Origin of the sequence: Paenibacillus endophyticus (genome assembly GCF_014192395.1) — a bacterium.
Taxonomy (GTDB): Bacteria; Bacillota; Bacilli; order Paenibacillales; family Paenibacillaceae; genus Pristimantibacillus; species Pristimantibacillus endophyticus.
This window is the reverse complement of sequence record NZ_JACHXW010000010.1, coordinates 16,014-39,415: the sequence shown is the minus strand read 5'-3', so window position 1 is coordinate 39,415 and position 23,402 is coordinate 16,014. Positions and strand designations below refer to the sequence as shown.

Below are 23,402 nucleotides of genomic sequence, written 5' to 3'. Positions count from 1 at the left end.
AAAAGCCTCCGAACGGCAAACGTCCGGAGGCTTTATATTGTTTCAAATAGATGCGTGCGGTGTGGCCAGGCACGCTTATTGAATCATCAGAATTTCGCGAATTTCTTGCTCGCTTAACGAAGAAATAGCCTCCTGGCCAGGCTGAATGACCTCGTCGATCAAATGCTTCTTTTTTTGCTGCAGCTCGTACATCTTGTCCTCGACCGTGCCCTGTGCCACGAGCCGGATGACCTGCACGACGTTTTTTTGACCTATTCGGTGTGCGCGGTCTGCGGCTTGCTGCTCAACAGCCGGATTCCACCAAAGATCATAGAGGATGACCGTGTCTGCGCCAGTGAGATTAAGTCCCGTTCCCCCTGCCTTCAAGGAAAGCAGGAAGAGATCGCGTTCGCCGCTGTTGAACCGATTGCAGAGCTCGACACGCTCCGAAGCTTTCGTCTGCCCGTCCAAGTAGAAGTAACTCACGCCTCTGTAGCCAAGCTCGCGGCTGATCAAGCCAAGCATCTCGGTAAACTGGGAGAAGATGAGCAGGCGTTTGCCTGCGCTTTGGCATTCCTCGATAATATCGAGCAGCTGCTCGAATTTAGCTGAGCTTCCTTCATAGCCATCCACGAACAATGCAGGGTGGCAGCAGAGCTGGCGCAGCCTCGTAATGCCTGCCAATATCCGAATTCGGTTTTTCTGAAAGCCTTCCTCGTTCAGATGCTTTACGGTTTCCTGCTGCAGCTTGGCTAGGAAGCCGACATACAGCTGCTTCTGCTCCGGCAGCAGCTCGGAGGCCTGTATGGACTCGATTTTGTCCGGCAGCTCCTGCAGCACGTCGCTCTTCAGCCGGCGAAGCAGGAAGGGGCGCACCCGCCTCGCCACACTCTCCCGAGTAAGCTCGTTGAATGCTTGCCTGCTCGGAAACAGCTCAGGAAATACGGCGCCAAAAATAGACCACAGCTCCTCGAGCGAATTTTCGATCGGCGTCCCCGTTAAAGCGAATCGGTATCCGGCGTCGATGGATTTTACCGCCTGAGCGGTTTGAGTCGTATGGTTTTTGAAATACTGCGCCTCGTCCATGATAAGCGTATGAAAGCTCTGTTTCATGTATTGGGTGAGATCCCGCCTAAGCAAAGGATAAGAGGTGATGATGACATCCGCCTCCATGCTGCCGCTTAGTACGCCGCTGCGCTGCGTTTTGGTTCCGTCCGCGATGACGGCGCGAATCTCGGGCGCGAATTTTTTGAGCTCATTCAGCCAATTGTAGACGAGTGACGCGGGTGAAACGATTAAAGCAGGCTGCTCCCGCTTACGGATCTCTGGCAGTACGGAAACGATGAAGGCGATTGCCTGTACCGTTTTGCCAAGGCCCATATCGTCAGCAAGAATGCCGCCGAACCGATAGTGGGCAAGGGTCTTCATCCACTGGAAGCCGAATGCCTGATAATCGCGAAGCACAGGCATGAGGCTGCTTGGAACCGGGAATTCAAGATTATCCGGGTTTCGCATATTTTCCAGGAGCTGGCGGAATGATTTGCCGAGCTTAATGGCTTTGCCATTTTCATGCGAATCGATAAGATGCAGGCCGCGAACAGCAGGAACGCGAAATTCAGCTCCTACAATATCGCCGTTGCTTAAGCCGACGTCATTCAAGAAACGGATAATCTCTTGGAATTCAGCGCCTTCAAGCGGCAGCAATGCCCCATCCGGCAGCCGGTGGTATTTTCGTTTGACCTCAAGGGATTGCAGCAGATTCCGGATTTCAGATTCGGGAATGCCGTCCATATTGAATTTGAATTCGAGCCAGTCGGTACGCTCATCCACATTTACCGTTACTTTAGGCGGCGCATGCTTGGTCACAATCCGAACCTTGACGGCGGAGGTGGCGTACACGGTGAGAAGCCTCTCGAGCTGCGGCACGACATGGTAAAGAAACTCATATTCAGAGTCCTCGTCCTCCATGAAATAGCCGGCTTCGGTCCTCGCAAACGGAACGAGTTCCATCAGCTCCAGAATCTGCCGCTCTTGATCTCCGTTTCGCATGAGTATGCGATCGGTTCCGCGTTTTTTATCGCTGCCCTCCAGCGGATTGATGACAATATCGCCGTATTGGAATTCCAGTCCTGCGACGAGTCGGTCTCTGATTCGGTCCAAATACAGCTTCGCTTTCAGCTGTGTTTGCAGGACTCGGTCCGAGATCGCTTCGGCGATCTGGACACTGCCGAGCTTCATCAGACCGGGAATGACCTTCTCCATGAAGGGCTCCATTTGCTCAGGCGCAATAGCAATGCTGGGTCTCCGCGTATGATCGACCAGCTGCTTCAGCTCGGCAAGCCGCTTGGCTGAGTCTGCTGGCAGCTGAAGCAGCTTGCCATCGGCAATAATAAGCCCATATTCCTCCATCATAGTGATCATATCGAGCCCAAGAATCTGCAGCTGATAACCGTCACTAGGCGCTTGATCGAATGAGAAATGAAGCGGTACAGCCTCATCGCTGAGCGAGATGCCGCTATACGTTTGGCTTCCAGCTTGTAAGAGAACAGTTGGTGCCTCTTGCAGCAAAGGAAGCAGGCTGCTCCAGCTTAATGGCGGAATCAGCAGCATCCTCTCGCCGCCGGAAGGAGCTTCCGCTTGGTAGAACCGATTGGAAGACTGACGGAAAATCATCTCATGGCGATAGATTTGGTAAAGCTGCCTTAAAACAGCGTCATTTTCCCTCTCAAAGCGGTGTATGGCCGGATCGTACGTGAAATGCTTGGAGAATACAAACGGCTCCCGCCGATCGACCTTCTCCAGAAATTCGCGTAACCGCTGTACGATATACAATCGTTTCGGGCCTATTTTCAGCTCGATGCCGAACATGAACTTTCGATAGCCGTAGGGGTGGAGCTTGATCGTGAGCTCGACCTCAAGCGCTGCCCGCGCGTCCAGTATCGAACGATTGGTGCTAGTGCGCTGCCCGCGACTGTCGAATAAGCCCAATAGGCTGCTTGCCAATCGGGTATCCGCGGTCTGCAGACCAGCATGTTTCGCATAGCGCGGCTCGATATGCGATAACGGGCTATCCTCCGCATCTTCATCATCATCGTCGTAAGGCCTGTCCTCCGGATGCAGAAGAGAAGGATAAACCTTTGTTGGCCGGTCGTTTAGCTCCTGAAGCTCATGGATTTGAAGGAGCGCTGCGGCTATATGCTTGCAATATTTGTCATAAGAACTGAAGGCGAGGCAGGTGCAAACGGCGTCGACATCCAAGGCGCGATCAATCTCGATCGTAACGTCGTAACGCTTCTTCCCCTGCACGATGGCCGAATAGCTGCCAGATATCGGATCAGAGTCTGTAATCGTAACCTTGCCGTCTTGGAAATAGGCTTCTCCTCGTTCGTAAAAGGCTTCGCCGCATAGTAATTTAATGATCCGCAGGGACAGTGCGTGCATAATGCCATTCCTTTCGGGTAACGGAAACATGTGTTCCGATTCATCTATTGCTCTTATCATAGCAGAATTTAGGCGCGGGGTCACAGTACAAAAGGTAGAAGCCGAAGCTGCTTCTGAAGGCGGTACTGAAATAATAGGCAAACAAAGCTATAATAAAGAAATGAGGTCATATATGAATCATTACGATCATTAAAAGGAGCTGAATGTCATGAAATACCGCCGTCTTGGCAATAGCGGACTTAAAGTTTCCGCTCTTGGATTAGGCACGAACGCTTTCGGTAAGCGCGCTGACCGTGAAGCTTCCGAGCAAATCATCCATTACGCGATCGATAACGGCATTAATTTCGTGGATACGGCCAATATTTATGCAGGCTCGGAATCAGAGAAAATAATCGGGAAAGCGCTGCAGGGGCGAAGACATGATGTCGTGCTTGCGACCAAGGCCGGATTGGTTCGGGGAGCTGGAGTGAATGAGAGGGGATCGTCCCGCTATCATTTGATGGCCGAGCTGGAAGGCAGCTTGAAGCGTCTGAAAACCGATTATGTGGATTTCTATCAAATCCATACCTTCGATCCGCAAACACCGCTTGAGGAGACACTGCGAACGCTGGAGGATATGGTTCGCTCGGGTAAGGTGCGCTACATTGGCGCTTCGAATTATATGGCGTGGGAGCTGATGAAGGCGCTTGGCATTAGCGACCGGCTTGGTCTGAATCGGTTTGCGGCTACGCAGGCAAGCTACTCCTTGGCTGATCGCACGCCGGAGCAGGAGCTCATCCCCATGTGTTTGGATCAAGGCGTTAGTATCATTCCTTATTTCCCGCTGGCAGGTGGCATTCTGTCGGGCAAGTACAGCGCAGCGGATATAGTGCCGCAAGGTTCGCGGGCAGAGACTGATCCAAACTTTCAAAGGTTCATAAGCGATAGGACGATAGCGTTAAGCGTGAACGTAGCGACGCTTGCTTCGCAAATGGATGTAACGCCAAGCAGCCTCTCCCTCTCATGGCTTATGCATCAGCCCGTCGTGTCCTCCGTTATCGTTGGCGCGACGAAGGTTGAGCAGCTCAAAGCGAACTTAACGAGCGTGAGCTTGGAACTCTCAGCCGAGATGCTGGGAGAGCTGGATGCTGTCAGCCATTCCTTCCGCCATGGCGAGCCTTTCGCGATTTATAGGCTGCCAGTATAAACGGCTATGTCTTATGCAGTTGAATGTAACTTATACCGAAGCAAAAAAAAGGATGGAGGCTGACGAATGACGGTAGGTTCGCAGAAGGATATAGATGGGCTCAAAGAGATTGGGAGAATCGTTGCGTTGACGTTGAATGAAATGAAGAGGCACACAAAGGCAGGTATGACGACGAAGGAGCTTGATGAACTTGGCGGACGTATTCTGGCAAGCCATGGCGCGGTCTCCGGTCCGAGCAAAACGTTTCAATTCCCCGGCCAAACATGCATTAGCGTCAATGATGAGGTTGCACACGGCATTCCTGGTTCACGGGTATTAAAGCCGGGCGATTTGATTAATATCGATGTATGCGCGGAGAAAGACGGTTATGTAGCCGATACGGGGCATTCCTTCCAAATCGCGCCTTTCAGCGAGCCGGTTACCAGGCTATGCCGATATACGCATTACACGATGATGAAGGTTATTTCTTCGCTTAAGCATGGCGTGAGAATCAATGAAATCGGCAAGCTGATTCAGCAGGAAGCAAAGCAGGGCGGATATAAGGTCATTAATGATTTATGCAGCCATGGCGTAGGCAAAGCGGTGCATGAATGGCCGCAAATACCGCCGACGTACAACAAGCATGATAAACGGACGCTGAAGGAAGGTTTAGTCATTACGATTGAGCCGTTTCTATCGATGGGAGCGGACTATGTTGTCGAGCAGCAGGATGGCTGGACCCTCCGCACGCCGGATAGTAGCTTTGCCGCTCAGCATGAACATACCATTATCATTACGAAAGATAAGCCAATTATTCTAACGGTGGCATAGCGCATGAAGCGGAGTGGCTTTCTCAAATTTCGGTTTTGGATATTTAAGTTCTCACTTGATTACTGATATAGGCTTGAAAAGAACCGACAGCTCCACTTTTGTAGTGGTGTTGCCGGTTTTTTGCACGTTTTTACCGGATTGACAGACGTTAGTCTACTCCTTTGCGACAGCTCCTTTTTCATATCGAAGGCTTATTCTGTATACCGCTCAGTTGGAGGGGAATAATGGAACTAATCGAATTAAGGTGGTTTCATCATGACGAACAGTTCCTCGGGACAAACCCAAGCCGGTTCGACAGAATCAAGCGGTACGATTAAGACGAGCACGGATCAACCGGCAGCCAAACCGAAAAAAGCGATATCCGAACAGCTGCAGCATAATTTGGCTTTTTTAGAAACGATATTTTCCAACAGCTCGGATATTGTATTTAGGCATTGGAATTATGGCCCTGAACTGATGTATAAGGCGTGTTCGATGTATTACGATTCACTCGTGCAAGAAGATACGGTGAATTATATGAAAATTTCGCTCCAGGACCTCGCGACACATGAGATTGGTCCGGGCATGGACGTTACGCCGCAGGATATAAAAGCATTTTTTGAGCATGACGGGGTATCGGCCAAAAAAGCAGCGGTCTGCAATGACTTGGAAATCCTCGTCGACGAGATATCAAACGGCCGCCTGGTTATCTTATTCGATCAATGGGATAAGGCGCTCAGCTTCAAAGCGGAATCCGTCGAGACGCGGCAGGTTAATGAATCCGTTAATGAATCCGTCGTACAAGGGCCTAGGGAGAGTACGGTAGAAAACCTTCAAAAGAACCTCGGCTTGCTGCGCCTTCGCCTCAAATCGCCCAAGTTCAAGCTGGAAATGCTTACTGCCGGAGGAGAGACCAAGACGACGATCGTCTATGGTTATATCGAGGGTAGAGTCGACGGTGAATTGCTGGCCGAGTTTAAAAGAAGAATGGAGCAGGTCAAGGAGGTAGAGGTGCTCGAAACGGCCTATATCGAGCAGCTAATCGAGGACTCTACGTATTCCCCCTTTCCGCAGCACCGGTATACGGAGCGGACGGATATGGCAGTAGCGGGACTGTTGGACGGGAAAATTGCCGTGCTTACGCAAGGTACTGGCGGCATTTTATTATGCCCGGGCATCTTTACTGAATTTTTTCAGTCCAGCGAGGATTATTATCAGCGAACGCTGATATCGACAATGGTTCGATGGCTGCGCATCGTTGCCTTTGTCATTGCATTAACGCTGCCAAGTATATACATAGCCCTGTCAACCTTTCATCCGGAGCTAATTCCGACCGTGCTGCTGCTGGCTATCCTCAATGCGCGTGAGGGCATTCCGCTGCCCGCTTTTTTTGAAGCGCTGCTGATGGAGTTTTTTTTCGAGCTGATGAGAGAGGCGGGCGTTAGGCTGCCTCGGCCGGTAGGCTCAGCTGTCAGCATCGTCGGGGCGCTGGTCATAGGTGATGCCGCGATCAGCGCAGGTATTGCTTCGCCGATCATGGTTATTGTCGTCGCCTTGACCGGCATCGCGTCCTTCGCAATCCCGCAGTATAACATTGCGATTTCGCTGCGGATTATGCGGTTTCCGTTAATGGTGAGCGCGGCGATTCTAGGCGGCTTCGGCATGATGATCTGTTTGATTCTCATCCTGCTGCATTTGTGCAAGCTGCGCACGCTCGGTCAACCGTATCTTGCTCCGCTTGCGCCGTTCCGACTGACGGAGCTCAGGGATGTCGTTATGAGAGTGTCGCTTAAGACGCTGCTGCGTTCTCCGCGGGATCTCCATAAGCAAAAACAGCTAATTAACGGAAAGAACGAGGAATGAGCCCAGATGAAGAAATGGACGCTTTGCCTCTTTGTGCTCTGCAGCCTGCTGCCGCTCTCCGGCTGCTGGAGCAAGTTTGAACTGACCGAACGCGGCTTCGTCATGGGCGTAGCGCTGGATCTAGGCGAGAACGGCGATATTGAAATTTTGACGCAAATTTATCGGCCTTCATCCGCGCAGACGATCTCTTCTGCCACAACGAACGCCTCGAGCATCAATATTAAGACGAACGATCAATCGGTGATGGAAGCCATCCGTGACATCCCTATCCACCTCGGCAGGAAAGCGCAATGGAGCCATCTTCGTGTCATTATAATCGGGGAAAAGCTGGCAAAGTCGAACAATTTGGGCCATTTGCTTGATTTGTTTTATCGGGACCATGAGCCGAGAGGCAGCATATCGCTGATGATAGCTAAGGGAAATGCCGGCAAGCTGTTTATGAAGAAGCCGTTAATCGAACAGACTACGGCGCAGCAATTTTTGCGGGCGAAGGAATCCTCCTACATTACTTCGGCCAAAACGATAGACAATACGCTGCTGGACTTGATGCTTCAGCTAAGGAGCGCAAGCGGCGACGCCATGGTTGCCTATGTGTATGAAGATAAAGATGCCAAAGACATATTCTCGGCAGCCGGTCTTGCGCTCCTGAAAAAAGGGAAAATGAAGGTAGTGATTCCTGCTTCCAAGGTGGAAGGGCTGCTTATGCTCCGCAATGATTATCGCTCCGGCGTGATCGAAGTGAAGTGCCCAGGCGGGCATGGCGAGAACGAAACGGCTGAGGTTCTCTCGCTTAAAGTAAAGGCGAAGCCAGTCTTCAAGGGCGAGCAAATTTCCGTGAACGCCGAGATGCAAGGCGACATTGCAATCGGCGAGCTCAAATGCACCAATATTAACTCCCATGTCATTGAACAAGAATTCATTAAAAAGGTAGAGGATGAAATATTAAAGCAGCTGAACGGTACAATTAAGTTTCTGCAAGCCAACCAGATGGACGTCGTTGGCGTAGCGGACAAAATCTACCGCACGAATCCCGGGAAATGGGAGCAGCTGAAAGAAGGCTGGGATGAACGGTTTTCCGAAATTACATTTAACATAAAGTTGAAGTTGCGGCTTGTGACAAGCGGTACGATATCGAGTAAGCCGGCAGGTTAAGCCAAGGAGATGAGAAGTGTTCATGGCAGAGCGGATAATGGTGTTGTTGGCTGCATTTGGCGGCATACTGCTGTACGACTGGCTGACCATGAAAAAAATGACGAAGCGTGAGAAGGCGCTGTATGCCGTGCTTTGCTTTATTTGCCTTTACATGGGCTTGGATTATGCTATAAACAAGGATTGGTTTGATTTTATGGATTTAATGATGCCTGTTTTCGGGAATCTGGCCAAAGCAATAGATGATTACTTAAATGTGAATGCCTAGACGCAGGCAGCGGAGAAGGAGTGGAGCATGGATAAACAGACGGTAAGCGCCTACCAGATGGGAATACTGTTTTTTGTGTTTATGACAGGCTCTTCGATTATTAATATCCCCGGCCCGCTCATCGGCAAGGCGAACAATGGGGCTTGGCTCTCCTTGCTTATTTCGGGGGCGATTGGCTTTCTGATCTTGGCCGGCATTCTTTATTTGCACAAACGGTATCCGGGAATGACGTTCGTGGAATATAGCCGTCAGCTAATGGGATCAGCGCTCACAGCTGTTTTTTCCGTGTTTACGATATCATTTTTGCTCCAAATGCAGTCTGGCATCGTCAACGATGTCGGGCTGTTTATGGTGAGCTCCATGCTAAGGGAAACACCGATCTATGCGTTTAACTTTCTGATCTTTGCAGTGTCGGCAGTTACGGTATGCGCAGGTTTGGAGGTCATGGCCCGGATGTTCACCTTGACAATGATTCTGATAACAGGATGCATCATCTTGGTTCTGGTTATTGCCGTACCCGATTACGATCCTGCACAGCTGCTCCCCATTATGCCGAAAGGCATTAAACCAGTGCTGCACGGGGCCTATTTCACCTTCGGCTTTCCCTATGTAGAGGTGTTCTTATTCGCGATGCTGCTTCCATTTGTGAATAATAGATCGGCAAGCAAGCTGCCTAAGACGATGGTGATCGCGCTTGGCATTAATATTATAGTGCTTTGCATTTCTACCGTTTGTTCCATAATGATATTTGGAAGCTTCGCGGGAGAAATGACGTATGTTTTGTTCTCGCTCGCGCGTGTTGTTGAATTCGAGGACATCGTGCAGCGGATCGAGTCGATTATCGGCATGTCGCTCATTCTTGGCTCTTATATGAAAACGTCAATCACGCTTTATGTGCTCAACCTGTTTGTCAGCCAGCTATTCGGGATTGCCAAGAGCCGCGCACTCGTTATGCCGCTCGCACTAATCGGTTTTTTAATGGGGCTGGTCAGCGTGGACAGCGCGACGGATTGGGGACGGGTCGTTATGGCCGTGCACCCTGTCTGGTCTTTTACGGCATTCGTGCTGCCGCTTCTGCTGCTGTTGATCATCTCCATGTTTAAGAAGCCGAGCGCATAGAATGGCCGCTCTGTTCCCTCGATTTCAGGTGAACCAAATGTCACGGAAGCGAACCCAGCCTAGCGATTCCAGAGAAATACCGCGTACGGAAGGGTGGAAGGCGGTTTTCAAATGCTTTCGGTAGAGGAACAATAGACTATGCCTTGCTTTGAGCCGATCCTCGATGTCGATGAACCTATTTGTCCGCAGACTGCGGTCAGTCTCGCTTAGAATGGCGCGAATGCTTTGCTCCAGCATATCATGAACATCCGGCAGCGCATGCTGCTGCATGCTTTTGTACAGGTCGATCAGCCTAAGCTCCCGGTGCTCATCGAGCATGATGGCGAAAAGCAGCAGGTCGGCTGACATCCGTGCGGAGCCTTTGAACTGCTCGGCAGGAATAAGGCTGATATCCAGCGGAATGCCGGATCGCTCACATACCTGCCTGATGATTTCGGCATCGGCTGCATACTGTGGAATAGTAGCGAGCACTAGGCTCTCGCCCCTATAGCCGGAGCTTGCCAGCTCGCGCTTAATCATTTCAAAATCCGCTTCGGCATGCTGCTGCAGCGGGTTTTCCTCCAAATCCGGCCAGAAGCTGTTCACGCCCTCAATGACGTCTCCCGACAACAGCTTTAACAGCTCGCTCCGTTCAATCGCTTTATCCACCGCGGCCATAATCGCCGGATTTGCGAGCAAACCTTTCTTCTGCTCATTCACCGTAATGAATTTGCAGGTCATGCCGGATTGCCTAACCTGCTGCCAGCGTTCGGCTGCCATGTCCGAGAGCCTCGCGTTATGCATAATTTGGAAGGATTGCAGCTCAGCCTGATTCTCCCGCGTCGCCTCCTCCGCAACCGTCCATACCTCCACCCGATCCAGAAAGGCCCTTCCTTGAAAATAAGCGGCAAAAGCTTCTAAAATCCAAACGCCTTGTTCGTTGCCGGCAAGCCGGAACGGCCCGGTCCCAATCGGCTTGCTGCCGAATTGCTCGCCTGCAGCCGTGCAGGCATCCTGCGGGACGATGGATGCGCGGTTAGTGGTGAGAAATGCAAGAAAAGCTTCGTTCGGCTCAGCCAGCTGAATGCGGATCGTCGTGTCATCGGGCGTATCCATGGCTACGATAGCGGAGTATACCCAGCTGTATAAACCAAGTGGCGCAAGCTGATTGAGCCGCTCAAGCGAATATTTGACGTCAGAGGAATCGAGTTCTCTTCCATGGTGGAACAGTACCCCCTTGCGCAAATAAAAGGTCCACCTCGTACGTGTGGCGTCCACTTCCCACGCATGCGCCAGCTGCGGCAAGATCTGCTCGCCCCGCGGGTCGATGCGGACGAGCCCATCATAGAGCTGATTGACGAGATGCGACTCGCCTGTGTAGTGGATGGCTGCCGGGTCTAATGAATAAATCGCCTGCGGCAGCGGAAACCGTAAAATATCGGTACGCCGCTTTCCCTGCACCTCGGAATGAAAACCGAACTGCCCGGAAAGCCATTCCTGAAACTTATCGCGTACGAGCGGAGATTCCTCATTCTGCTGGAGCAGCGCAAGCGCAGCGTTCAGATCCTGCTTTTGCATCATCTCCTGAGCCTCCTGAAGCGCGACCTGTTCCTTGCTCAATAGGAAGGAGAGGGAGGAACGATTGCCTCGCCCACGTTTTGGCTCCCACACCAGCCACTCCTCCTGCTGCATGCGCTTTAGAAGAAGTACCATATTGCGATGTGTGCAATCAAGCAAATTCGCAAGCTCTTGCGTTGTTACTTCAAAGGGGGAATGCTCTTGTATGTTAGGAAAGGCACGTCTTATCGTTAAATAATGTCTGCGAATTTTCATGCAAAAGACTCCCTTGTTAAAATATGAAATTATCCAGTTATAACTTACACTTTTTGTTCTTGTTTTCTAGGTTACAATAAAAGGAGGAAATTAACAAATCAAGATTAAAGATGGAGAGTGTGACATGAGAGATCCGGCGCCATGGCAAAAAAAGTATGATAACATGCTGATTCTTGCCCTTTTGTTCGGTCTAATGAGCCAGTATTTATTCGTAGGAGCGCCCGCAGGCATTTCAGCTGTCGTATTCGTTGGAGGCTTTTACGGCTTGTTTTTCTTTTCCATAAAAGGCCGAATGGGCGGTTTTGAGAAATGGCAGGGGCAGGTCCGTTCAGGCTGGCTGCTGTTTATTCCGATTATTTTGCTGACACTGACTTATGCGCTGTATAATAATTTGCTGTTCCGCCAGCTTAATCTATTCGCCTTATTCGCTTTGATTGTTGCTCAAACGGTGCTTCTGACCAGCAGCAGCGTCAAGCCATGGTACAGAGGGATATTTTATACGGAGCTGTTGTTTCTAGCACTCATTAAGCCGTTTGCGTTTGTTAAGATGCCCTTCAGCATCCTGAATGACAGGTGGAGAGAAGATGGTGAGAAAAAGACGAGGAGCAAGCTAGGCAGAATGATGATGGGACTGCTGCTGGCGGCGCCGATTCTAATCGTTGTGATCGCTTTGCTGGCTTCGGCAGATGAGATCTTTTTGTCTTGGCTGCTGGAGATTCCTGGCGTCATGACTAAGTTTTCGCTGGGGAATGGGATTTGGCGCCTGATCGTTGCGGCCTTTTTCAGCTTCTATGCATTCTGCTATATATGGGGATTGCTTTTCAGTAAAGCTATCGATACGACTGAGACAGCGGCTGTGAGCCCGCAAGCAGCGGTGCTTAAACCTAGCGGACGTATTGAAATAGATCCAATCACCGCTGGAACGCTTCTGATTAGCATGAATCTGGTTTATATCTTGTTTGTTTTCATCCAGTTTTCGTATTTGTTCGGAGCGGCGAACGGCATGCTGCCGGAAGGCTCCGCGTATGCCGAGTATGCGCGCAGAGGCTTCTCGGAGCTGATCATGGTTTCTCTAATCAATATCATATTGCTGATGTGCGGGCTCCATTTGGTTAGGCGCGGCAGTGCCGCTGCGGAGTGGCTGCGCAAGCTGTCGCTTTCCGTGCTGATTGGATGTACGATCATCATGCTAATGTCGGCTTACAGCAGGCTGTCCTTGTATGAGGAAGCCTACGGCTTCACTCAGACGAGACTGCTCGTTCATGGCTTTATGCTGTTTTTAGGCGTGCTGCTGGCTATTGCGATGCTACGGATATGGAAAGAGCGTTTCTCGATGGGCAAAGCTTATATTTGCGTAACCATCATTGCATTCGTCATAATGAATTATATGAACCTGGACGCACGTATCGCCGCCAATAACGGTGATCGTTACGAACGTACGGGCAGCATTGATATGGCTTATCTGAGTACGTTGTCGACGGACGCGGTGCCGGCGCTGCGGAAGCTGCAAGCGGAACAGCCGCAGCTCGAGCAGCTTGGCGCCGTCATCGAGAAACTTCAAGAAAAATCGGAGCGGCATGGCAGGTGGCAGTCGTGGAGCGTATCGAAGCAGCGGGCGAAGTAGAGATATTTTCCGCTGTACCGCTGCGTTTGACCCCTCATGCAAATCGAGTTATGGTCGAGGACAGAAGCTTGTTTAGTCGCATTCATCCTATAGGATAGCTAAGTTATTGATGTCATGAAAGATTTGCTGGATAAATCATTAAAGCTGCGAATAGCTGAGAAGCAAGGAGTTCGGTAGTGATGCGAATGACCAAAAAACGTTTGTTGGTGCTTATGCCTATTCTGATTGCCGCAGTCATTGTGTTTCTTTATTATGAGAACAACGCGATTGGCATTACGCAGTATCGGCTTGGCTCTGATAAGCTGCCGGGCGGGTTTGAATCTTACCGCATCGTTCAGCTGACTGACCTGCACAGCAAGTCCTTCGGCAAGGACCAAAGCACAATTACGCGCAAGGTAAAGAAGCTAAAGCCCGATCTTATAGTAATGACAGGTGATTTGGTCGACAGCAAGCGGTACAACACTGAAGTTAGCTTGATGCTCATGCGCAAAATGACAGAAATCGCGCCTGTGTATTATGTCACGGGAAACCATGAGTGGGGCTCGAGATTCCCCGCGCTGGCCAAGGGGCTGCGGGAGCTTGGCGTCCATGTTATGCGCAACGAGAGCGAGACTATAAAGCTGGGAGACGGGGAAATTCGTATAGTCGGCGTGGATGATCCGACCTTTAACCACGAAGCCTATGATGACGTTAGCCGAATCAAACAGCATATTGCGGTGGCGCTTGAGGACGTTGACCAATCACAAACGCACTATACGATACTATTGTCTCATCGTCCTGAGCTCTTCGCGGAATACGCGTCGCAGCGCTTTGATTTGACCTTTTCCGGCCATGCCCACGGCGGGCAGGTTCGGTTGCCGTTTCTTGGCGGCCTGGTTGCGCCTGGACAAGGCTTTCTGCCGAAGTATGACGGCGGCAAATATACGGCTGGCGGTTCTACAATGATCGTGAGCCGAGGGCTCGGCAACAGCATTATTCCACAGCGGCTGTTTAACCGGCCGGAGATTGTGCTGGTTGAGCTGGCTCGCGCAGATTAATCGATCAAATGAGCCTGCGGAATGGTTTTCGCATGCATGATGTGGTAAGCTTTAGACCTATATTGAATGAGGACGTGAGTGACCGTGATCAGTATTACAATTCCAACGCCGGATGTATCCATTACGAAGCAAAGCAATCCGCAGCTAAGCCATATTTATGGCTTTACGGATTTCATCCAAATCCCGCGGGATAAGGGCGGATTTTTTATGTTTTACAATGCCAAGGACGAGCTGTTGTTTGTCGGAAAGGCGAGAAAGCTCAGACCGAGAATCAAGAAGCATTTTGAGGACACGGTTTCGGTAATGAAAAACTACCGCGATGAAGTGACTAAAATCGAGGTTTGCATCAATGAAGATCCGGTTGAACGGGAAATATATGAAACCTATATTTTGAACAAGCTCAAAGCCAAGTATAACGTAGAAAAAGTGTTGTACAAATAAAGCAAGCACATCATGACTGGAGCATTCGGTTACGGAAGGAGTCTGAGGACCCTCTCTGCATATCGGATGCTTTTTTTATGCGTCGGCCTATGTGGTTTATTTGATTTAACGAAAGGCGAAAGACGAAAGACGAAAGACAAAGACAAAAGGCAAGAGACAAAAGAGAAAAGACAAAAGACAAAAGACAAAAGACAAAAGACAAAAGACAAAAGACAAAAGACAAAAGACAGAGACATAGGACAAAGACTAAAGACTAGAGACAAAAGACAAAAGACAAAAGACAAAAGACAAAAGACAAAAGACAAAAGACAAAAGACAAAAGACAAAAGACAAAAGACAGAGACAAAGGACAAAGGACAAAGACTAAAGACTAGAGACAAGAGACAAAAGACAAAAGACAGAGACAAAAGACAAAAGACTAAATGTCAAAAGACAAAAGACAAAAGACTAAAAGAAAACGGTAAGTTAAGGCAGTCTGCAGCGGCAGATTGTCTTTTCTATGTCCTGAGCACGTTGAACAAAAATATTCAACGCGTCGTTTAACCCTGACATAATGCTGTCAGGGTAGATGGCTTATGATTAGAAATGTAAAGGAAAGCAACGAAGCAAACCCAAATCCGAGGAGGCTATTCCCATGACAACTTCTAAAAACAACCTGATTGCTAACGCTATAGATACGGAGATTTACCCTTTTGAAATTACGATTCCGCAAGCGGATCTTGATGATCTGCGCAATCGCTTAGCGAATTCGCGCTGGCCGAATGCAAGGCGGGAGGCAGGCTGGAAATATGGGGTTTCGTCGGACTATGTGAAGGGGCTGGCTGAGTACTGGATGAATGAATATGATTGGCGCAAGCATGAGGCCCGGTTAAATACGTTTCCACAATTCACGACTGCGATTGACGGAGCCAACATCCATTTCATGCATGTACGCTCACCTGAGCCTGATGCGCTGCCGCTTCTGCTCACGCACAGCTGGCCGAGCTCGATTGTAGAGTTCTGGGATCTGATCGGCCCCCTTAGCAATCCCCGCGCGTTTGGCGGCGATCCGGCAAATGCCTTTCATCTTGTTATTCCATCCGTGCCGGGCTTCGGGTTCTCGGGCCCAGAGCTGGATGAAGGCTGGAACATCGCCCGCATTGCAAAAGCATGGACGGAGCTCATGAGTCGTCTGGGCTACGAGAAATATGGCTCGCACGGCAGTGATTGCGGCGCGCTTGTATCCCGCGAGCTGGGCATCCAAAAGCCGGAGGGGCTGCTCGCCATTCAAGTGCTTCAGCTGTTCTCCTTCCCTTCGGGTGACCCATCCGAAATGGCGGATCTATCCGAGGACGATATGAGCCGCCTGCAGTTTCTGGCTAATTTCCATGAGCGCGCCGGGTATAACGCGATACAGCAGACCCGTCCGCAGACGCTTGCTTACGGGCTGGCGGATTCGCCAATCGGCCAGTTAGCTTGGATTGCGGAGCTGTTCAATGGTTTCGGTGATCACATTGATTTCATCGACCGCGACGCTTTGCTGACCAATGTGATGATCTACTGGCTGACGAACACGGCAGAATCCTCTGCACGGCTTTATTACGAGAACGCTCATCAGCAGGAGCCGTCCCCGCAAGCTGTGAACACGACGCCAACGGGGGTATCCGTATTCGGCCATGATTTCAAATCAATGAAGCGTTTCGCGAATCGTGACAATACAAATATCGTACAATGGTCGGAGTTTAAGCGGGGTACTCATTTTGCGGCTCTGGACGCACCTGATTTGCTCGTTCCCGAGCTTCAGGATTTCTTCCGACGCTATCGTTGAATGAATCGTTGCAGGGTATAGGCAGGTTAGCGTAGAAATATAGATTTGAAACCGAAACAGAATCAATTGGAAATAAAACAATCAGGTAAAATAAGTTAATCCGGGAGGATAGCCTCGAATGAAGCTGGACCGATTGCTCGCCATCACGATGGCATTGCTGAATCAAACCCGCGTAAGTGCGACCGAGCTGGCTGAGCGCTTCGAGGTTTCCTTGCGTACCATATACCGGGACATGGAAGCCATTAATCAGGCGGGCATTCCGATCATGTCCTTCGCCGGTTCGGACGGGGGATATGAAATGATGCCCGGTTATCGTATCGAAAAGCAGATGTTGTCCTTGGATGATTTTACGGCTATCTGCTCCGCGCTGCGCGGAGCGAAGTCGGCGACAGGCAGCTCCGATATAAACGGCTTGCTGGAGCGGGTAGGTGCGCTAATGCCGAAATCGGGAAGTTCAAGCGCTCCCGCACCAATCGATATGGATTTTCAACCGGTTCCGAACGACAAAGAGAAGATCGAGCCTCTTCATGCAGCCATCAAAGCGCTTAAGCTGGTTCAGTTCAGCTATCTGGACAGCAAAGGACAGGAAACGGAGCGGATGATTGAACCGATGGGGCTTTTCCTCAAAGGTTATGTATGGTATTTATACGGCTATTGCCTGACGAGAGCGGACATCCGCGTATTCAGACTCTCCCGCATCCTTCACCTACGCACCTTGTCCGAAGCCTTTGTGAGACGCAGCTATACGCTGCAGGATGTTGAACAGCAGTTTATGGGGCAGGCGAACTTCCAAAAGGTGAGAGCCGTGCTGCGCTTCCAGCCGGCAGTGCGGACGAGGGTGAGGGATGAATTCGGCTATGATGAGGTAACGGATCATCCAGATGGGACGATGTCTGTTGTCGCTCACTATTCCTCGACGGAGCGTGCGGTTCGCAATATTTTGAGCTATAGCAGCCATGTGACGGTGCTTGAGCCTTCGGAATTAGTGGAAGAGCTGGTCCGCCATATTACGAATATGGCCCGTAACTATCGAATAAACTAATCGTCCAGCAGGACAAAAAGAGACCCACAGCATACGGTGCTGTGGGTCTTCACTATATATATTACAAAAGGGGGTTGTTTTTATTATAGGCGGTCTTCATTAAAACGAGATGAAAATTAGATTTCATGTTTATTACAAATGTTTGGAAATGGTTGTCATATTCAGATACATATATGGAAGAACCGGCGAATAGACTGGTTTAAAGCGTGTGACTTGTCCATCATTTATGCCGGAGAGGATGAAATAGGAAGATATGAAGCAGCCACAATCGAATATTGCGATTATTGGAATAGGAACGGCCGTGCCTCCTTATTTGGTCGATCAGGCCGATACAGCTCGGAGGCTGACCGATGCGTTAATCGATAAGCCGGACTCCGCTCGCTGGGGCAGGCGGATTTTCAAGCAATGCGGCGTCCAGAGCCGCTACACGTGCGAGCCGAATTTGCTTGCGGAGGCCGCCGAGTGCCGCTACCTGCCAAGCTCGTCCGCTGATAAAGCGCCCTCGACTGCTGAGCGAATGGGCATCTACAAACGGGAATCGGTCCCGCTCGCCCTTCAAGCAGCCAGGCAAGCCTTGGCGGACGGGGAGGTTGAATCGGCTGATGTCACGCATCTGATAACGGTCAGCTGCACGGGGCAATTTCTGCCTGGACTCGATGCCGCTCTTATTCAACAATTAGGATTGTCGCCTGCCATAACCCGGATTCCGCTTAATTTTCTGGGGTGTGCCGCCGGGCTCAAAGCGATTGGCTTGTCGCGTCAGATTGTTCTAAATGATCGTGCCGCTCAAGTATTGATCGTTTGCGTCGAGCTGTGTACGCTGCATATTCAACCCTCGGGCGATAAAGAGTCGCTGTTTGCCGCTTCTTTTTTTGGCGACGGGGCATCGTCTTGTCTGATTGGAGCAGCAAAGCCGCATGTTAAGCCTATTTTTACGCTTGGTCAGGAGAGGTCGGTCCTCCTGCCGGATTGCGCGGATGAAATGGTATGGGAGGTTGGCAATCATGGCTTTGACCTGTACTTGTCTCCGAGTATTCCGAAGCTGATTGGGGAACATATCCCGCCCGAGGTAGAGCGGCTTTGCGGAGAAGAGGAGCCTCAGCTGTGGGCGATTCATCCGGGAGGCAAAGGCATTATCGATATTTTGCAAACCAAGTTCGAGCTAACGGATGCACAAATCTCGCATAGTCTCGGTGTGTTGCGCGACTACGGCAACGTGTCGTCCGCGACGATTCTGTTCGTGCTGAACGCGATGAGGCAGCATCTTCATGAAAACGGATCGGACGCGGTCAATGGCATCGCTTTGGCTTTCGGTCCGGGTCTCACTGCCGAAATGATCAAGATCGCCTATGTGCCTGCCTCTCTGGCGGGGGATGAGCAGCGGAAGACGGATGGGGCATATGTCTAGAGAGCTGCGCAGCCGTTCGACTGCTGAGGAATTGATGGATGATTTCTCGCAAGGAGGGCCGGAGCTAAGCGAGGCGCTGCGCCATTTACGCAGGCTGAATCGAATTTTTTCAGCAGCCGCGCCTACTCTTTATGGCGTAAAGCAGTTATGGGCGCATGCCGGCAAGCCGCGAAGCTTGTCCATACTGGATGTTGGCGCCGGCTCGGGGGACGTGAACAGGCAGCTGTTGAAATGGGCGGATAAGCAAGGCATTGCTCTTGCCGTCGAGCTTGTTGATTTAACCGAGGAGGCATGCTCGGAGGCTCGTCGTTATTATGAAGGCGAGCCTCGAATCAAGGTTGTACAAAGCGATTTGTTTGGCTTGCCGGAGGGTAGGGCGGACATCGTAACCGCGACGCAATTTCTTCATCATTTCGGCGAGGACGAGCTTCCCCGCGCAGCTCGTTGCATGCTGCGCGCCTCGAGAATCGGCGTCGTCATTAATGATATCCATCGACATTGGCTGGCTTGGGCTGCCGTATGGCTGACGGCGCGGCTCCTGTCCTCCAATCGTTATATTGTCCATGATGGGCCTTTATCGGTGGCGAAGGGCTTCCGCTCTGAAGATTGGAAGAAGCTTGGGCAAGAGCTTGGCATTCCGGGCAAATATTACAGCTGGAGGCCGTTGTTTCGTTTTGCGGCTGTTATAGACAAGCATCAGGCAAGCAGAGGTGATGGAGCTGAGCGAAATGACGAGAATGTATGACGCAGCCGTGCTGGGTGCGGGCCTTGCGGGCAGCAGCTTAGCCAAGTCGCTTGCCGGACAGGGATGGGACACGCTGCTGCTTGATCGTAAGCCATTCCCGAGACATAAGGTGTGCGGGGAGTTTCTGTCTCCAGAATCGCAAAGCACGCTGGATGCGGTAGGGCTAGGTAATACCATTTTAGCATTAGAGCCGGTCAGGATCAGTCTCATACGGCTTATATTCGAAAATGGTGCCGAGCTGGAGATCCCTCTTCCCGGGCCCGCTTTAGGGATAAGCCGCTTCTCGCTCGATTCGACCCTTCATCAAGCGGCTGAGCAGGCGGGAGCCAGCCTTTGGACGGCAACGACCGTTACTGCCATTCGCACAGCCAAGCACGGCTATAGTGTGGACATTAAGCGGAACGGGCAAAGCGGCACGGTGGAAGCAAGGGCTGTCATTGCGGCATGGGGGGCGAACGGCCATGCGGGTCTGCCCGGCTATCGCCAGCAAGACTCCTCGAAGCCCTCATACATCGGCGTGAAATCCCATTTCCGTGCGCTTGCGCTGGAGCCTGTTATTGAGCTGTATTTTTTCAGGGGCGGATACATGGGAATATGCCCAGTCGAAGGCGGCATCGTAAACGTCTCGGCGCTGCTGCGGCGGGATGCATTCTCGCCTGCAGGCCAATCGGTGCTTTCAATGATAAAAGCCGCAGCCAGGCGCAATCCGAGACTGAACCGCAAGCTCGCGCTCGCTGAAGCAGTGCCCGGAACGCAGGCAGCCGTAGCTCCCGTTCAATTGAGCCGAAAGCTGGCAACATGGGAGGGGCTGCCGCTGCTTGGCGATTCTGCCGCGATGATCCCGCCGCTTTGCGGGGATGGTATGTCGATGGCATTGCGATCGGCCGCTATTTGCGCTCCGCTAGCGGACCGCTGCTTGCGCGGCGAGCTTTCTGCGGCAGAGTGGGAGCAAGCCTATTCGCGTTCGATTCGCAAATCCTTCAAGGGACCGCTGCAATGGGGACGGTTTCTGCAAGGTATGGTTAGCATGCCGAGTGCGGAAAGCTGGCTCCCCTATGCCGCAAGAATGGCTCCCGCGTTAACGAGGCTTATCGTGCAGGCTACTCGATTGAAGCCGTTATAGGACAAGCGTGATGCAGAAGGGAGCAGACTAATGGGAATCGTTCGTTTTGCGCTTTTTTCTTTCCATTTCCCCAAAACAATGCTCCTGTTCTGGTCCGTGCTCCTTATAATCGCGGGCTCATTTGCAGTTAAGCTCGATGAAGTGGTACAGGATCATGGCTTGTACCCGGAGAGCGGCGCCTATGCGCAGGTTGAGCAGGCGCTCGCCAAGGATTTTAACCAGGCCGCTGCGCCAGTCATCCTTGTGTTTGAGAAGGAGGATAAGATCGCAGCGGCTCGGTTTAATTGGTTTATAGAGCAAACGCTGCACCGGCTAGCGAGGGTCGACGGGTTGCAAGCGATGGTTTCTCCGCTTGAGCATCGCGAGATGGCCAAAGGGAACTACGCCTATGCGATTCTGGACTTTTCGAAGCCGGCCAACAGGATGCCGGATGTGCTGCGGCAGCTGGATGACCGGCTCCCAAGCTACGAAGGCATTTCGGTGAAGGCGACGGGCAAAGCCGTTGTGCAGGCGGACGTGAACGAAGCCAGCCACCGTGATTTGGCCAGAGCTGAGGCCGTAGGCATTCCGCTTGCATTCGCTGTGTTATGGTTCTTGTTCAGAAAAACAGCAACTGCGCTGCTTCCGATCGTTATCGGGGTTTCAGCAGTGATCGTTGCGATGGGAATCATGTATGGCATAGGGACGAAGCTTTATTTGTCCAACTTTGTCCTAAATGTCATTCCGATGGTGGGGCTTGCATTAAGCATTGATTTCGCACTCATGCTGATCAGCCGTTTCCGCAAGGAGCTACTGGAAGGCATCATTCCTGCGGAGGCGCTTGCGAAAACGATGAGAACGGCGGGAAGGGCAGTCTTGGTGTCAGCGGCTTGCGTATTTCTAGGCCTGCTGAGCTTCATATGGATTCCGCTCCCGATGTTTTCCTCTATTGCGGTCGGTGCGATGACCGTCGTAGCTATATCCTTGCTGGCGGCCTTTACGCTGCTACCCGCTTTGCTCGCACTAAGCCCGCCTTTGCTTCTGGCAAGGGGACAGTCACGTAGCAAAGCAAACACGATTCTGGCAGGAGAACAGTCACGTAGCAAAGCAAACTCGATTCTGGCAGGAGGACAGTCACGTAGCAAAGCAAACGGCTATGCGGGTTTTGCGGATATGCTCTCCCGTTTCGTCATGCGAAGACCGGCAATAACTTGTTTATTTGCGGGCAGCATATTGTTGATTGGCTTATATCCTCTAGGAACGATGCGAGTGGCTATTCCGGACGAGGGCTCCTTGCCGCGAACGTCAGATTCACGTGCAGCGGCGGAGACATATAAAACAGCTTTCGAAGGATCACCTGCATCTAACATCTTCGTGCTGGTGGAAGGCAAACGCCTGTTTCTTCAGCTTTCGGATTGGAATGCTGCGTCCGGAATTGTGAATCAATTGCAGAAGGATCATGCCGTGATCAAGGTAGAATCGATCTTCTCGCGGACGGGGCTCTCTCCTGAGCAATTGTTTGAGAAGGTTGGGAATCCGCTGCAAAGCCGTAAGTATGGGGCTTTGTTGGAACCTTTTTTGAACGGAGATCGGATGCTGTTGCATGTTGCTTTAGCTGAGGATTCTTCTATGGAAGAAGCCGTACGGTGGGTGAAGAAATGGGAAAGAAGAGATTGGATATCGACGCTGGCTTTCAAGGTTGGCGGTGAGGCTAAATACCAGCAGGAGGTGTTCGATCGGGTACTGGGAAGCTTAGGATACGTGCTGGGCTTCATTCTTGTATCGAATTTCATCGTGCTGCTCATCGCGTTTCGATCTGTTCTGGTTGCGGTCAAAACGATTCTGCTCAATCTTCTAAGCATGGGAGCAGCATTTGGCATGCTGTCTATTATGTTTAGCAGAGGAGTCTTTGGCATAGAGCCAAGCAGCATCGCGATCATGATTCCGGTTTTTATTTTTGGCCTCGTATTTGGCATCAGCATGGATTACGGCGTATTTCTTGTCTCGCGGATTAGGGAGGAATACGAGCGGACGGGCAATAACGAGCAAGCTGTGAGAATCGGTCTTTCTTCCGTCAGCGGGGTCATTGCTTCAGCGGCTGCTATAATGATTGCGGTGACGCTCCCCTTTGCGCTCGGCGAGGTTGCGGGGGTGAAGCAGCTCGGTATCGGCATCGCTACGGCGATTTTTATTGATGCGACCATCGTTCGGTTGCTGCTTGTGCCTTCTTTGATGGTGATGCTCGGCCGATGGAACTGGTGGATACCGGGATGGTTAAGGCGCTAATATCATTAGCTTAATTCCCAAGAAATCCATTATTTAGTATGGCGAACAGTCTTGTTGCAGCGTAGCTTGGTCTCGCGTAGTGGACAGTCTTGTTGCAGCGTAGCTTGGTCTGGCGTAGTGGATAGTCTTGTTGCAGCGTAGCTTGGTCTGGCGTAGTGGATAGTCTTGTTGCAACGTAGCTTGGTCTCGCATAGTGGATAGTCTAGTTGCAGCGTAGCTTGGTCTCGCGTAGTGGACAGTCTAGTTGCAGCGTAGCATTTTCCTACGTAGGGCGAAAAGGCATAATTCACTTACCAATCGATGT

The 23,402-nt window shown here is 51.2% G+C and carries 18 protein-coding genes; 16 read left to right on the top strand and 2 right to left on the bottom strand.

Annotation, left to right across the window (positions count from 1 at the left end; genetic code table 11):
* Positions 1-75 precede the first annotated feature (75 nt).
* Positions 76-3,420, bottom strand: coding sequence for a DEAD/DEAH box helicase (locus FHS16_RS17095; RefSeq protein WP_183564997.1), 3,345 nt, complete (start codon positions 3,418-3,420; stop codon positions 76-78).
* A gap of 208 nt (positions 3,421-3,628) precedes the next feature.
* Between FHS16_RS17095 and FHS16_RS17090 the strand changes: the two genes are divergently transcribed.
* The 6 genes from FHS16_RS17090 to FHS16_RS17065 all read left to right on the top strand — a co-directional run bounded on the left by FHS16_RS17090 (position 3,629) and on the right by FHS16_RS17065 (position 9,794).
* Entirely contained in the window at positions 3,629-4,606 is a 978-nt protein-coding gene (locus FHS16_RS17090; protein ID WP_183564994.1) for an aldo/keto reductase, read from the top strand.
* A 66-nt stretch (positions 4,607-4,672) separates the two neighbouring features.
* On the top strand, positions 4,673-5,416 hold the full coding sequence (gene map / locus FHS16_RS17085; protein ID WP_183564992.1) for a type I methionyl aminopeptidase: 744 nt from the start codon (positions 4,673-4,675) through the stop codon (positions 5,414-5,416).
* A 255-nt stretch (positions 5,417-5,671) separates the two neighbouring features.
* Entirely contained in the window at positions 5,672-7,258 is a 1,587-nt protein-coding gene (locus FHS16_RS17080) for a spore germination protein (protein ID WP_183564989.1), read from the top strand.
* Between the two features lie 6 nt (positions 7,259-7,264).
* Positions 7,265-8,410 (top strand): Ger(x)C family spore germination protein, encoded by a 1,146-nt coding sequence (locus tag FHS16_RS17075; RefSeq protein WP_183564986.1) that lies wholly within the window; start codon positions 7,265-7,267, stop codon positions 8,408-8,410.
* A 22-nt stretch (positions 8,411-8,432) separates the two neighbouring features.
* Entirely contained in the window at positions 8,433-8,675 is a 243-nt protein-coding gene (locus FHS16_RS17070; protein ID WP_183564983.1) for a hypothetical protein, read from the top strand.
* 27 nt (positions 8,676-8,702) lie between these two features.
* Positions 8,703-9,794, top strand: a complete 1,092-nt coding sequence (locus FHS16_RS17065) for a GerAB/ArcD/ProY family transporter (RefSeq protein WP_183564980.1) — start codon at positions 8,703-8,705, stop codon at positions 9,792-9,794.
* Positions 9,795-9,818: 24 nt separating this feature from the next.
* On the opposite strand, the gene FHS16_RS17060 is transcribed toward FHS16_RS17065, so the two are convergent.
* Entirely contained in the window at positions 9,819-11,606 is a 1,788-nt protein-coding gene (locus tag FHS16_RS17060) for an ABC transporter substrate-binding protein (RefSeq protein ID WP_183564977.1), read from the bottom strand.
* A gap of 124 nt (positions 11,607-11,730) precedes the next feature.
* On the opposite strand from FHS16_RS17060, the gene FHS16_RS17055 reads away from it, so the two are divergent.
* From FHS16_RS17055 to FHS16_RS17010, 10 genes are all read left to right on the top strand, one after another.
* Positions 11,731-13,230, top strand: coding sequence for a DUF4153 domain-containing protein (locus FHS16_RS17055; RefSeq protein WP_183564974.1), 1,500 nt, complete (start codon positions 11,731-11,733; stop codon positions 13,228-13,230).
* Between the two features lie 185 nt (positions 13,231-13,415).
* Positions 13,416-14,267, top strand: coding sequence for a metallophosphoesterase (locus FHS16_RS17050; protein ID WP_376769681.1), 852 nt, complete (start codon positions 13,416-13,418; stop codon positions 14,265-14,267).
* Positions 14,268-14,351: 84 nt separating this feature from the next.
* A complete protein-coding gene (locus FHS16_RS17045; RefSeq protein WP_183564968.1) occupies positions 14,352-14,708 on the top strand; it encodes a nucleotide excision repair endonuclease in 357 nt (118 codons plus the stop codon).
* Between the two features lie 12 nt (positions 14,709-14,720).
* Positions 14,721-15,251 (top strand): hypothetical protein, encoded by a 531-nt coding sequence (locus FHS16_RS17040; protein WP_183564965.1) that lies wholly within the window; start codon positions 14,721-14,723, stop codon positions 15,249-15,251.
* Between the two features lie 91 nt (positions 15,252-15,342).
* The gene (locus FHS16_RS17035; protein ID WP_183564962.1) at positions 15,343-16,515 is read left to right on the top strand and encodes an epoxide hydrolase family protein; all 1,173 of its coding nucleotides are present in this window, start codon (positions 15,343-15,345) and stop codon (positions 16,513-16,515) included.
* A gap of 118 nt (positions 16,516-16,633) precedes the next feature.
* Positions 16,634-17,557, top strand: a complete 924-nt coding sequence (locus FHS16_RS17030) for a helix-turn-helix transcriptional regulator (protein ID WP_183564959.1) — start codon at positions 16,634-16,636, stop codon at positions 17,555-17,557.
* A gap of 253 nt (positions 17,558-17,810) precedes the next feature.
* Positions 17,811-18,965: a type III polyketide synthase gene (locus FHS16_RS17025; RefSeq protein ID WP_183564956.1), complete on the top strand. Its 1,155-nt coding sequence runs from the start codon at positions 17,811-17,813 to the stop codon at positions 18,963-18,965.
* Complete coding sequence (locus tag FHS16_RS17020; RefSeq protein ID WP_183564953.1) at positions 18,958-19,710, top strand: methyltransferase domain-containing protein; 753 nt, start codon at positions 18,958-18,960, stop codon at positions 19,708-19,710. Before FHS16_RS17025 ends, FHS16_RS17020 begins: the two co-directional genes overlap by 8 nt.
* The gene (locus FHS16_RS17015; protein WP_183564950.1) at positions 19,694-20,833 is read left to right on the top strand and encodes an NAD(P)/FAD-dependent oxidoreductase; all 1,140 of its coding nucleotides are present in this window, start codon (positions 19,694-19,696) and stop codon (positions 20,831-20,833) included. Before FHS16_RS17020 ends, FHS16_RS17015 begins: the two co-directional genes overlap by 17 nt.
* A gap of 30 nt (positions 20,834-20,863) precedes the next feature.
* Positions 20,864-23,098, top strand: a complete 2,235-nt coding sequence (locus FHS16_RS17010) for an MMPL family transporter (RefSeq protein WP_183564947.1) — start codon at positions 20,864-20,866, stop codon at positions 23,096-23,098.
* Positions 23,099-23,402 lie beyond the last annotated feature (304 nt).